Source organism: Variovorax sp. VRV01, from assembly GCF_014852545.1.
Taxonomy (GTDB): domain Bacteria; phylum Pseudomonadota; class Gammaproteobacteria; order Burkholderiales; family Burkholderiaceae_C; genus Variovorax; species Variovorax beijingensis_A.
Genome location: NZ_JACVBS010000016.1, coordinates 39,307 through 51,970, shown reverse-complemented (window position 1 = coordinate 51,970; position 12,664 = coordinate 39,307). Strand labels below are relative to the sequence as shown.

General features: G+C 68.7%; 9 protein-coding genes. 7 read left to right on the top strand and 2 right to left on the bottom strand.

All coding sequences use genetic code 11. The annotated features are described in order from the left end of the window. Positions 1 to 101: 101 nt before the first annotated feature. From IB278_RS24685 to IB278_RS24675, 3 genes are read left to right on the top strand one after another with little or no spacing between them, the layout of a single operon-like run. A complete protein-coding gene (locus IB278_RS24685) occupies positions 102 to 1,307 on the top strand; it encodes a pyridoxal phosphate-dependent aminotransferase (RefSeq protein ID WP_192326144.1) in 1,206 nt (401 codons plus the stop codon). Positions 1,308 to 1,324: 17 nt separating this feature from the next. Beyond that, positions 1,325 to 2,314, top strand: a complete 990-nt coding sequence (locus IB278_RS24680; protein WP_192326143.1) for a Bug family tripartite tricarboxylate transporter substrate binding protein — start codon at positions 1,325 to 1,327, stop codon at positions 2,312 to 2,314. A gap of 10 nt (positions 2,315 to 2,324) precedes the next feature. Further along, positions 2,325 to 3,014, top strand: a complete 690-nt coding sequence (locus IB278_RS24675; RefSeq protein ID WP_192326141.1) for an RraA family protein — start codon at positions 2,325 to 2,327, stop codon at positions 3,012 to 3,014. A 151-nt stretch (positions 3,015 to 3,165) separates the two neighbouring features. Here IB278_RS24675 and IB278_RS24670 read toward each other — a convergent pair whose 3' ends face one another. Continuing rightward, complete coding sequence (locus IB278_RS24670; RefSeq protein ID WP_192326139.1) at positions 3,166 to 6,768, bottom strand: indolepyruvate ferredoxin oxidoreductase family protein; 3,603 nt, start codon at positions 6,766 to 6,768, stop codon at positions 3,166 to 3,168. 92 nt (positions 6,769 to 6,860) lie between these two features. Here IB278_RS24670 and IB278_RS24665 point away from each other — a divergent pair, with 92 nt between their 5' ends. The 4 genes from IB278_RS24665 to IB278_RS24650 all read left to right on the top strand — a co-directional run bounded on the left by IB278_RS24665 (position 6,861) and on the right by IB278_RS24650 (position 11,711). Further along, a complete protein-coding gene (locus IB278_RS24665) occupies positions 6,861 to 7,379 on the top strand; it encodes an Lrp/AsnC family transcriptional regulator (RefSeq protein ID WP_145746391.1) in 519 nt (172 codons plus the stop codon). 456 nt (positions 7,380 to 7,835) lie between these two features. Continuing rightward, positions 7,836 to 10,007: an aminodeoxychorismate synthase component I gene (pabB, locus tag IB278_RS24660; RefSeq protein WP_192326137.1), complete on the top strand. Its 2,172-nt coding sequence runs from the start codon at positions 7,836 to 7,838 to the stop codon at positions 10,005 to 10,007. After that, complete coding sequence (locus IB278_RS24655; protein ID WP_225613146.1) at positions 10,000 to 10,863, top strand: DMT family transporter; 864 nt, start codon at positions 10,000 to 10,002, stop codon at positions 10,861 to 10,863. The genes pabB and IB278_RS24655 overlap by 8 nt, the downstream gene beginning before the upstream one ends. A gap of 185 nt (positions 10,864 to 11,048) precedes the next feature. Next, complete coding sequence (locus IB278_RS24650; RefSeq protein WP_192326133.1) at positions 11,049 to 11,711, top strand: acyl-homoserine-lactone synthase; 663 nt, start codon at positions 11,049 to 11,051, stop codon at positions 11,709 to 11,711. Here IB278_RS24650 and IB278_RS24645 read toward each other — a convergent pair. Then, the gene (locus IB278_RS24645; RefSeq protein ID WP_145746395.1) at positions 11,688 to 12,395 is read right to left on the bottom strand and encodes an autoinducer binding domain-containing protein; all 708 of its coding nucleotides are present in this window, start codon (positions 12,393 to 12,395) and stop codon (positions 11,688 to 11,690) included. The genes IB278_RS24650 and IB278_RS24645 overlap by 24 nt on opposite strands. Between the last annotated feature and the right edge of the window lie 269 nt (positions 12,396 to 12,664).

Here is a 12,664-nt window from a genome sequence, read left to right as displayed (position 1 = left end):
CCAATGGAATGTAAGCCCAATGCTCCTCAGGAAAAAAAGGAATACGTCGATGCTCCGATTTCTCGTTTGTCCCGCGGCGCATGGCCTTTGATACTGCGCCCATGCTCCATATCGCTCCCCGGCTCCATCGCATCAAACCTTCCCCCAGCTCCATGGCCGGCCAACGCGCGCGCGAACTGCGCGCCATGGGCCGGGACATCCTGAGCCTGACCGCCGGCGAGCCCGACTTCGAGACGCCCGGGCACATCAAGGAGGCGGCAACCCGCGCCATGGCGGCCGGCCAGACCCGCTACACCGACGTCGGCGGCACGCCGGCGCTGAAGGAAGCCATTGCCGCCAAGTTCCGGAACGAAAACGACCTGGACTACGCGCCGGGCGAAATCATCGTCGGCACCGGCGCCAAGCAGGTGATCTTCAACGCGCTCATGTGCACGGTGGCGGCGGGCGACGAGGTCATCGTGCCCGCCCCCTATTGGGTGTCGTACCCGGACATCGCCCTGCTGGCCGGCGGCGTGCCGGTGTTCGTCGACTGCCCGGCCGCCCACGGGTTCAAGCTCCAGCCCGCGGATCTCGAGCGCGCCATCACCGGCAAGACACGCTGGCTGATGCTCAACTCGCCGAACAATCCGAGCGGCGCCACCTACACGCGTGCCGAGCTCCAGGCGCTGGCCGAAGTGCTGAGGCGCCACCCCCACGTCTGGATACTGACCGACGACATCTACGAACATCTCATCTATGGCGATGTCGAATTCGCCACCATGGCCCAGGCGGCGCCCGACCTGAAGGACCGCACCCTCACGGTGAACGGCGTCTCCAAGGCCTATGCGATGACGGGCTGGCGCATCGGCTACGGCGCGGGTCCTGCGGAGCTGATCAAGGCGATGGTCAAGCTCCAGTCGCAAAGCACGTCCGGCCCCAACTCGATCGCCCAGGCCGCGGCCATCGCGGCGCTCGCAGGCCCGCAGGACATCGTGGCCGCAAACCGGCGCGAATATCAGCAGCGTCGCGACACGGTGGCCGCGGCGCTCAACGCGATCGACGGCATCCATTGCCAGGTGCCCGACGGCGCCTTCTACATCTTTGCTTCGTGCAGCGCGCTGTTCGGCCTCTGCACGCCCAAGGGGGTGAAGATCGGCAGCAGCGACGACTGGATCATGCATTTGCTCGATGCACAGGATCTGGCCGCGTTGCAAGGCAGTGCCTACGGCGTGCCAACGCACTTCCGGCTCTCTTTTGCCGCCAGCACCGAACAGCTGCTGGAGGGCTGCCGCCGCATTGCGCGGGCGCGCAACGAACTTGTCGTCTGAATGAACCAGGAACAGCCATGAACGTCCGATCGCTTTCTCCCAAACTCCTGCCGTGGCTCGTCGCCGGCACCGCCTGGCTGTGCGCCGCCCATGCGTTCGCGGCCGATCCCTTTCCGTCGAAGCCGGTGAAGATCCTGGTCGGCTTTTCACCCGGCGGCTCCAACGACGTCGTGGCGCGCCTGATCGCACCGAAGCTGGCCGAAGGACTCGGCGCGCAAGTGCTGGTCGACAACAGGCCCGGCGCCGGCGGCAACATCGCGGTCTCGGCCATGCTCACCGCGCCCGCGGATGGGCACACGCTGCTGATGTGCACCACCGGAACCCTGTCGATCCAGCCGCACGTTTTGAAAAGCATGCCCTTCGACCCCGAGAAGGACATCGTGCCGGTCACGCAGGTCACCAACGCGCCCTACATGCTGATGGTCAATGCGACGCTGCCGGTGACCAGCGTCAAGGAACTCGTTGCCTACGCTAGGCAGAAGCCGGGCGAGCTCAACTTCGCCTCTTCCGGAACCGCGACGGGTGGCCACCTGGCGGGCGAAATGCTGAAGACACGCGCAGGCATCGACATCGTCCACGTGGCCTACAAGGGAACCGGCCAGGCCATGACGGATCTGCTGGCGGGCCAGGTCTCCATGATCTTCGACCAGCCCGTGAGTTCGATGCAGTACGCGCGCTCGGGCAAGCTGCGCGCGCTGGCGGTGGCCAGTCCGCGCCGGCTGGCGGCGTTCCCCGACATTCCGACCGTGACGGAGGCCGGCATTCCCGACTTCGAACCCGTGACCTGGGCGGGCATCTGCGCGGCCAGGAATACGCCGCCGGCCGTCGTCGAGCGGATCCAGCGCGAAGTCGCCAAGGTGCTCGCGATGCCCGACATCGCCAAGCGGCTCGCCGCCGATGGCCTGGAGCCCGTGGGCAGCACGCCCGAGCAGTTCCGCGCGTTCCTGGCCGCCGACAAGCGCAAGTGGGGCCGCGTGGTGAAAGACGCCGACGTCAAGGCCGAGTGAGAACAACGACATGAAGAGCCAATCCCCCGACATCGTGCGCGACTTCCCGCGCATTTCCCCCGACCTGGTCGCACAGGCATCGGCGTTCCAGCCCGCCATCCTGGCCGACGTCGCGGGCCGCCGCGGCGCCCTGCACGGCCGCATCGCGGCCCTGCGCCACCGCATGAAGCTGGCCGGCAGCGCGCTCACGGTGGAAGTGCGGCCGGGCGACAACCTGATGATCCACGCGGCCATTGCGCTGGCCAGGCCGGGCGACGTGCTGGTGATCGACGGCAAGGGCGACCAGACCGCCGCCCTGATGGGCACCATCATGATGAACGCCTGCCGGCAGGTCGGCATCGCAGGCGTGGTGGTCGACGGCGCGGTGCGCGACAGCCTCGAGATCGACGGGATGGGCTTTCCCGTCTTCTCGGTCGGCACCAATCCCAACGGCCCGACCAAGCTGGCCTCGGGGCGGATCGGGCACCCGGTGTCCGTCGGCGGCGTGACCGTGCGGTCCGGCGACCTCGTGGTTGGCGATGCCGACGGCGTGGTCGTCATCGAGCGCGAAAGAGTTGAAGTGCTCCTCCAGGCCGCAGGCAAGAAGGTCGAGGACGAAGCCGCGCGGATCGAGGCGATCAAGAAAGGCAACACGGCCGCCAAGTGGCTGGACGCCGCGCTGCACAGCGCGGGTGTGCTCAAGGAAAACGAGACGCTCTAGCAAAGCGCAGAGGGAACAATCGGCAGCCGAACGCCACGACCCGCACCGCCTTTGACCCGACAGTGAACGGTCTTCAACCTCCCTGCCGAGTGCCGCATCGATCGGCATCGCCACCAAGCCCAGCACGGGGCCCCCTGCGCTCCACTCGCGGTCACTGCGACACGACCGCGATTCCCCTGAACTGCCCCGCCTTCGTCTTCTTCTCCGGCCGGGGATAACGCTGCGGCGCGAAGCGGTGCATCAGCTCCGCCTCGCGCTCGGCTGCAAGGGCGAGATTGGCCAGCTTCACATGGCCGAAGCCCCGGATCGTCAGCGGCAGCGCCGCAATCTGTGCGGCGAGCTGCTGGTTGCCGGATGAAAGGCCGGCCGCCAGTTCGCCGAGCCGCTGCTCGAACTGGCCGATCAGCGCGCGCTCCAGCCGGCGCTCCTGCGTGAAGCCGAACAGGTCGAAGGCCGTGCCGCGCAGCCGCTTGCCGTGTGCCAGCCACTTCATCGCCGGCAGCATCCACGCGCCGAGGCGGATCTTGGCGGGCGCCTGGCCATGCACGGGGCGCGAGAGCAGCGGCGGCGCCATGTGGAACTCGAGCTTCAGGTCGCCTTCGAACTGGTCCTTCAGTTTCTGCAGGAACGCGCCGTCGGTGTAGAGACGCGCGACCTCGTACTCGTCCTTGTAGCTCATGAGCTTGAGCAGGCTGCGCGCCGCGTTGCGCGTGAAGGGCAGGCTCGCGTCGCCACCCGGCAGCGCGGACTCGGCCGCCTGCAGTGCGCGGACACGCTTTTCGAAGCGCTGCGCCCATGCGGCGTTCTGGTAGCCGGTGAGATGGCGGCGCGCATCGGCGAGCAGCGCTTCCAGCGGGCGCTCGTCAGCTGGCGGCATCTGCGTGTCCATCGGCGCGGCGCGCAGCTGGTCGAGCGCCGCGGCGTTTCCAGCAGCCAGCCGGCCCAGCGAGAACGCCGACTGGTTGGCCGCCACGGCCACGCCGTTGAGCTCGATCGCATGCATGAGCGCCTCGAGGCTCAGGGGCACCAAGCCGCGCTGCCACGCATAGCCGGTCGCAACGATGTTGGCGGCCAGCGTGTCGCCGAGAAACTCCTCGGCCAGGCTCTGCGCGTCGAAGGTCTCGACCTGTTCGTCGCCCGCGACGAAGCGCATCTTCGCGAGCAGCAGGTCGACGTGCAGCTCGGCATCGGGGTTGCGCAGCGACTCGGCCACCGGAATCTCGTGGATGTTCGCGAGCACGCGCGTGCGCCCGTGCCGCACGGTCTGCAGCGCGTCGGCCGAGGCCCCCACCACCACATCGCATGCGAGGATGGCGTCGGCCTGCTGCGTGTCGATGCGCACCTGGTTCAGCCGCTCGGGCGTGTCGGCCAGGCGCACGAAGCTCAGCACCGCGCCGCCCTTTTGCGCGAAGCCCATGAAGTCGAGCACGCTGGCCGACTTGCCTTCGAGGTGCGCGGCCATCGCGATCACCGCGCCCACCGTCACCACGCCGGTGCCACCCACGCCGGTCACCAGCAGGTCGTACGGACCGGTCCATGCGTGCGGCGCAGGGTGCGGCAGCGCCGCCACGCGGTGCAGGAAGGCATCGCGCCCGGCCGCCAGCGCCCCGCTCTTGCGGCGCAGCTTGCCGCCGGTCACGCCCACGAAGCTGGGGCAGAAGCCCTTGGCGCAGGAGTAGTCCTTGTTGCAGCTGGTCTGGTCGATCTTGCGCTTGCGGCCCATCGGCGTCTCGTGCGGCAGCACGGCCACGCAGTTGCTCTGCACGGTGCAGTCGCCGCAGCCTTCGCACACCGCTTCGTTGATGAAGAGGCGCCTGGGCGGATCGGCCAGCTCGCCCTTCTTGCGGCGGCGGCGCTTCTCGGCGGCGCAGGTCTGTTCGTAGATGAGCACGGTCACGCCGCGCATCTCGCGCAGGCGGCGCTGCACCTCGTCGAGCGCAGCGCGGTCATGGAACTCGGTGCCGTGCGGAAAGCGATTCCTGATGGCGTCGTACTTGCCGATGGCATCGCTCACGACCACCACCTTGGCCACGCCTTCGGATTCGACCTGCCGCGCAATCGCATCCACGCTGATGACGCCGTCGACCGGCTGGCCGCCGGTCATCGCGACCGCGTCGTTGAACAGGATCTTGTAGGTGAGCGTGGCCTTGGCCGCGACGGCCTGGCGGATGGCGAGGTAGCCCGAGTGGTAGTAGGTGCCGTCGCCCAGGTTCTGGAACACGTGCGGCGTCTTTGTGAACATGGCGTGCGAGATCCAGTCGACGCCCTCGCCGCCCATCTGGATGAGGCCCGCGGTGCTGCGGTCCATCCAGTTGGCCATGAAGTGGCAGCCGATGCCCGCGCGCGCCGTCGATCCCTCGGGCACCTTGGTGCTGGTGTTGTGCGGGCAACCGGCACAGAAGTACGGCAGGCGCTTGACGGTGTCGCTCGCGTTGCCCAGCAGCTCGGGCGGCATGAAGTCGCGCACGTGCTGCAGGTGGTCGCCCAGGTCGTGGTTGTCGGGAAAGTGCGCGGCCAGCCAGTGCGCGACCAGTTCGATGAGGCGCGAGGGGCGCAGCTCGCCAAGCGCGGACACCAGCGGCAGGCCATCGCGGCCGTGCTTGCCCACGAGCACCGGGCGCGCATCGGCCGGTGCGTTGTAGAAGATGTCGCGCAGCTGCGTCTCGACCACCGCCCCCTTCTCTTCCACCACGAGGATCTCGCCGAGCCCCTGCGCGAAAGCCTTCAGGCGCGTCTGCTCGAGCGGAAAGCTCAGCCCCACCTTGTACAGCCGCACACCGGCGCGCGCGAGCTGTTCGGGCGAAAGCTCGAGCCGGCGCAGCACTTCCATCAGGTCATGGTGCGCCTTGCCGCAGGTGACGATGCCGACCTTCGCATGCGGGCTGACGATGACGTGGCGGTCGATGCTGTTGCACCGCGCGAATGCGGCCACGGCGGCAAGCTTGTCTTCCAGCCGCGACTCGATGCGCAGCGACGGCAGGTCGGGCCAGCGGTAGTGCAGGCCGTCGGGCGGTGCGGCGTGGCCGGTGGCGGCACGCACGGCATCGGCGTCTGCCCAGGCCGCGACGCGCGCGTTGACGGCGTCGAGATCGACGGTGCCCGCGCTCTCGACGATTTCGGACAGCGCCGCCATGCCGACCCACGCGCCCGAATAGCGCGACAGCTCGTAGCCGTACAGCCCGAACTCCAGGTATTCGGCCACGCTGGCGGGCTGCATCACGGGCATGCGCCAGGCCATGAAGGCGTGGTCGCTCTGGTGCGGCATCGACGACGACACGCAGCCGTGGTCGTCGCCCGCCACCACCAGCACGCCACCATGCGGCGACGAGCCGTACGCATTGCCGTGCTTGAGCGCGTCGCCCGCGCGGTCCACGCCCGGCCCCTTGCCGTACCACATGGCATACACGCCGTCGACGGTGCGCTCGGGGTCGGACTCCACGCGCTGCGTGCCCAGCACCTGCGTGGCCGCAAGCTCCTCGTTCACGGCGGGCACGAAGCGGATGCCGGTTTCCTTGAAGCGGTCGCCGGCCTTCCAGATGGCCTGGTCGACCATGCCCAGCGGCGAGCCGCGGTAGCCGCTGACGAAGCCCTGGGTGTGCAGGCCACGCGCCGCGTCGCGCCGCCGCTGCATCACCAGGATGCGGATCAGCGCCTGGGTGCCGGTGATGAAGACGGCGCCGGCATCGGCCCAGAGGTTGTCGGAAAGCCGGTAGTCGGGCCGCTGCAGCGCGGTGGTCTTGTGGGGGGCGTTCATGCCCGGAATTGTTCTGCCGCACCCCGAGTAAGTGTTTCTTCAATACACTGGCGCAGACCCTTGTTTGAAGAAGAATCTTCTCGGAAACCGCGATGAACGTTGATTCTGTTTCTCTTGACGAGCATTGCCTCAAGATCCTTTCTGCACTGCAGCACGACGGGCGGCAGACCGTGCAGCAGATTTCCGAGGCCGTCGGGCTCTCGCCCACACCGTGCTGGAAGCGCATCCGGGAGATGGAGGCCGCCGGCGTGATCCGCGGCTACACGGCCTTGATCGACCCCGAGCTGGTAGGACTGCATGTGTCGGCCGTGGCGGAAGTGAACCTCGATCGGCACAGCGAGGCGATGGTGCAGCGCTTCGAGGAAGTGGTGGCCGCGTGCCCGCAGATCATCCGCTGCGTGTCGGCCACCGGGCCGGCGGACTACATCCTCAACGTGACGGTGCCGGACATGAAGCACTACGAGCGCTTCCTGCACGAAGTGCTCTTCAGCCTGCCGGGCGTGACGCACGTGCGCTCGAGCATCGTGCTGCGCGAGATCAAGTCGGAGGTGGCGCTGCCGCTGGGCCACCTGCTCGGCGCGAAGACGGGCGCGGCGGCTTCGCGGCGCTAGACGGCGCGTGCGCCCGGCAGCCCGCCGGGACCACCGTGCACCACCGGCGGTCGACGCAAGCACCCTGGAGCGCGCCGCGCGTTCGTCACCGGGACGCGGTCCGTGCGGAACGGCGCCGTGCGGCCGGCGAGCGCACAGCCCCCTGCGCATTGGGCCCTCGCGGGCTCTGGCAGCGGACCATCGGAACCCGCGCTTGCACGGGATCGCGGGTCCTCAGGCCGAGTCGCGCCTTCCGGCGGCGCCGCTCCATCGGAGGCCCTCGCCGCTCACCTTCCCTTCCAAGCGCCCGGCGCACGGACCGGAACACCGCGCAAATGCGAGCGACCGGACATCCGGGCAGTGAGCGCGCTGCATGCACAGGCGTTGCCGGCCTGCGCAACTAGCACATTGCGCAGTGGCGACATCCGCCTGATTCCTCAACGATGCACAGCCCCGCTTTCCGCCGAGGAGCCTTCCATGCGCACCCTGTTGATCGACAACTACGACTCGTTCACCTACAACCTCTACCAGTACCTGGCGGCCTGCAACGGCGAGCCCCCGATCGTGCTGCGCAACAACGAAATGCACTGGGACGAGGTCGAGCGCATGCACTTCGACAACATCGTGATCTCGCCGGGCCCCGGACGTCCGCAGCGGCGCGCCGACCTCGGCATCTCGGCGGACGCGCTGCAGCGTTCGCGCAAGCCCGTGCTCGGCGTCTGCCTGGGCCACCAAGCCATCGCCCACCACTGCGGCGCCCGTGTCGACCTGGCGGTGCGACCGATGCACGGACGCCTGGACCGTGTCTCGCACGCGCAGCGAGATCTCTTCGCCGGCATCCCGGACCGCTTCGAGGCGGTGCGCTACCACTCGCTCGCAGTCACGCAGCTGCCCTCAACCCTGGAGCCGCTCGCCTGGACGTCCGACGGCACGTTGATGGGCCTGCGCCACGTCTCTCTGCCCTGGTGGGGGGTGCAGTTCCATCCGGAGTCGATCTGCACCGAATTCGGCGCACGGCTGCTGCGCAACTTCAGGGACCTGACGCTGGAGTGGCTCGCACAGGCGCCCCGGCGCGAGGCACAGAACCGCTTCGGATCCCCGCTGCGCTTCGAAGGCCCGCAGGCGTTGTTGCTGCATGCGGAGTGCATCGACACCACAGCCGATGCCGAGGCCGTGTTCATGGGAACGTTCGCGCAGCGCGACTGCGTTTTCTGGCTGGACAGCAGCCTCGCCGAGCCCGGGCGGGCGCGCTTCTCCTTCATGGGCGACGCGAGCGGCCCGCGCGCCCAGGTGCTGAACTACCGCACCGCACCGCGCGAACTGATAGTGCGCCGGGGCGACGTCGTCCAGGTGCGCGACGAGAGCATCTTCGACTACCTGCGCGACCACCTGCCGGGCCAGCCACCTGCAGGTCCCCCGCTTCCCTTCGACTTCGCCTGTGGCTTCGTGGGCTACTTCGGCTATGAGCTCAAGCGGGAGCTGGACGGCACGCACGCCCACGACGCGGACACCCCAGACGCGATGTGGATCCTCGCCGACCGCTTCCTCGCCTTCGACCACGCCGAGCAACAGGTCTGGATCGTCTGCCTGGATGAGGCCGTGCCGTCCAATGAGAACCGCCGCTGGATGCAGACCATGCGCGCGCGGCTGGCAGGCGCACAGGCGACCGCGCCTGACGACAGCGCGGCCGCGGCCCGCGATCTGCAGCCACTGGCCTGGCGGATCGACCTGGCGATCTACCGGGAGCTGATCCTGCGCTGCCAGCACGAGATCCTGCAGGGCGAGACCTACGAGGTCTGCCTCACGAACCAACTGGTCGGCGAAGGGCGCATCCATCCGCTGGAGATCTACCGGATCCTGCGCAGGCACAACCCTGCCCCCTATGCGGCCTACCTGCGCTTCGGCGGCTATGCCGTGCTGAGCGCCTCGCCCGAACTCTTCCTGCGCATCTCCAGCGCCGGCGATGTGGAATCGAAGCCCATCAAGGGCACCGCGGCGCGCGGCGCGACGCCGGCCGAAGACCACACGATCGCGGACGCCATGGTCGCCGACGAGAAGACCCGCGCGGAGAACCTGATGATCGTCGACCTGCTGCGCAACGACCTCAACCGGGTCTGCGAGATCGACAGCGTTCACGTGCCGAGCCTGTTCGCGGTCGAGACCTATGCCACCGTGCACCAGCTGGTCAGCACGATCCGGGGGCGGCTGCGCGCGGACCTCGGAGCGGTCGATTGCATCCGCGCCGCGTTCCCCGGCGGCTCCATGACGGGCGCGCCGAAGGTGCGCACAATGAAGATCCTGGACGAACTCGAGGCGGCGGCCCGCGGCATCTACTCGGGCAGCATCGGCTATCTGTCGCTCAACGGCGCGGCGCAGCTCAACATCGTGATCCGCACCCTGGTGTCGGCCAACGGTCGCGTCTCCATCGGCGCCGGTGGCGCCATCGTCGCCATGTCCGATCCGGACGCCGAGGTCGAGGAGATCGTTCTGAAGGCGCAGGCGCTGTGGGACGTCCTCAGGCGTTGCGGCGCACCGCTCGGTCCGCAGCCGGGGACAGCGTCCGATGCCGGTGCCGTGGGCGATCCCGGCGTTCCGCCGCTCCCGCAGGCCACCCCCACGCCGTCCCCGCCCGCGTCCGGCAATGGCTAGCGCACAGGCCAACCGCCGCGGAATCCTGCTCATGCTGGTGGCCATGGGCTGCTACGTGCTCAACGATGTTTTCGTGAAACTGGCAGCGCAGAGCCTCCCGCCCGGGCAGGTCCTGGCCATGCGCGGCGCATTCGCCACCCTCTTTGTCCTGGCCCTCGCCCGCGGGAAACGCGCCGGCTGGCGCACGGCACTGCGGCCGATCGTCGGCGTGCGATGCGGGCTCGAGATCACGACCGCCCTCAGTTCCGTCGTCTCCCTGTCGCTCGCGCCGCTCGCCACGGTCAGCACGCTCATGATGACCGCGCCGCTGATGATTGCCGCCACTGCGATGGCGCTGCGATGGGAGCCTTGGCACGGCGGCCGGCTGCTCGCCACCGCGGCGGGATTCGCCGGCGTCCTGCTGGTGATCCAGCCGTCCGCGCGGTCCGAGGTCCCTGCAGCCGGCCTCGCCTGCGCGTTGTTGTGTGCCGCCTCGCTCGCCGCGCGCGACCTGGTGACGCGGCGCATTCCCGCCACGGTCCCGTCGTCGATCATCGCCGTGGCGACCACGCTCGTCGTATGCCTGGCAGGCCTGCTGCTGGGTCTCGTGGAATGCTGGGCGCCGCTCACGCGCCACGAGCTCGGCATGCTCGCTGCGGCGGCGGGTTGCGCGGCACTGGGCAACTACGCGCTCATCGTGGCCTGCCGCGGCGTCGATCTCTCGGTCGTCACGCCCTTTCGCTACAGCCTGATCGTCTGGGCCCTGCTGTTGGGATACGCGATCTGGGGCGACATGCCGCGCCCCGAGGCCGCCGCCGGCGTGGTCCTGATTGTCGCGGCCGGTGCCTTCACCATCCGGGCGGCGCGCCGTCCGTGAGCGAACCGCCGGGTCCCCCGCCTGCGGCGGGACGGCCCCGACAATCGATCTGCCCCACGACAGCAGTCTGCGAGGGGGAGCGCCCCAAAAACGAAGACCTCGAGCCGCCAGCCCTATCAACTCTGACAGTGTCCCCGGTGTGCGTCATCAGGCTGTAATGCGGCCTCATTCAGCGAGGTGACCTCATGGAGATCATTGCGGGAACGATCGACTCTTTCTCGGCGGACGTGCTGTTCGACATGGCACGCTACCGGCACGAGGTTTTCGTCGAGAAGCTGGGCTGGAAACTCCATACGCGCGGCCGGCTGGAACTCGACGAATTCGACCGGAAGGACACCATCTATCTGATCGCACGCAATCCGGACGGCGAGATCGTCGGCACGAGCCGCCTGTTGCCCACGCACCGGCCCTATCTTCTGGCCAGCGTCTTCCCGCAGCTGCTCGGCGACACGCCGGCGCCGTGCTCGCCCGACATCTGGGAACTGTCGCGATTCGCCGCCGGCGACGGCACGCGGCTCGGGATGGGCGGGGATGCGCATGGATGGTCGCTCGCGCTGGACATGCTGAGCGCCGCGATGCGGACCGTCGCCAAGGAGGGCGGACGACGGCTCATCAGCGCCTCGCCTCTGGGCATCGAGCGCATCCTGCGTCGCACGGGCCTGTCCGCGCACCGTGCAGCACCGCCGGTGCGGGTCGACGGCCAGCTTCTGTTCGCCTGCCTCATCGACGTGGACAAGAACTGGTGTCCGCACCGGAACCACCACGCCGACGGGACCGGCTGGGTCGCCCGCCCGCCTGCGGGCGAAGGGGCCGCTGCCATCCATTCAGTTCAGGAGCCCGAGTCGTGAAGCGAACGCCGCGGCCGAGCTCTTGGTGGCAGCACCCAATCTCGCCATTGCATTCCTCAGATGGAAATCGACCGTGGGCTTCGAGATGCAGAGGATGGCCGCGATTTCGTCGCTCGTCTTGCCATCGCCCGTCCAGCGCAACACCTCCACCTGCCGCTTCGTCAGCGGTTCAATCCCCGCGAGCGGGCCGCTCAGGAGGCGGCAGAACGCGCGGTGGGCGTTATTCACCAGCCACTGGAGCGAGTGGTCCTTGGCGCGCATCTCCGCGGCCGTCAGCGGTTCGCCCGAGCGGGCAAGCGACAGCATGCCGACCCGCGCGTCGGGCTCGAAGACCGATTGCGCCCAGCCGACGCGCAGGCCGAAAGAGCGCGCCTCGTCCCACATCTGCGGCGCGTCCCGGAAGACTTCGTTGCTCCAGACCACGGGCACCCCGCTGTGCACGCCGTGGGCGACGGTGGGATCCACCTGGAGATATCCCGCACTGATGTACCGGCGGCGCCATCGCTCATCGTAGGTGCTGAAAATCAAAGTCTTAGGCCGGGTGAAGGGCACGAGGGTGCGCAGCCCGTAGGCGCAGTGCTCGAAGCCGAGGTGCCTGGCTGCCACGCTGACCTGCGCGAGCACCTGGGATGGTTCGCTGGCCTCGTTCAACCGACCGAGAACATCTTGGGTCCACTCGTTCATAGGTGCACTTCCTGCGTCGTCGGCACCCCCACCTTTTTCGCGGGCGCGGTCCACGCTCCCGCGGCGCAGCCCGGCAGGCGGCCCAGCCGCCTGAACCGACCCGCGCTGCGCCGGCCTGCGGCGTGCGCGTGGCGGACGTTCAGCGCGCGATGGAGGCAAGGGTGCGACAGTTTAGGAGCGCCTTGCGATGCCCGGAGGCAAAATTCACCACCATTTCTGCCAATTTCGCGAGCCTGCCTTCGCGCACTGGCGCGGTGCGGCCCAGGGTC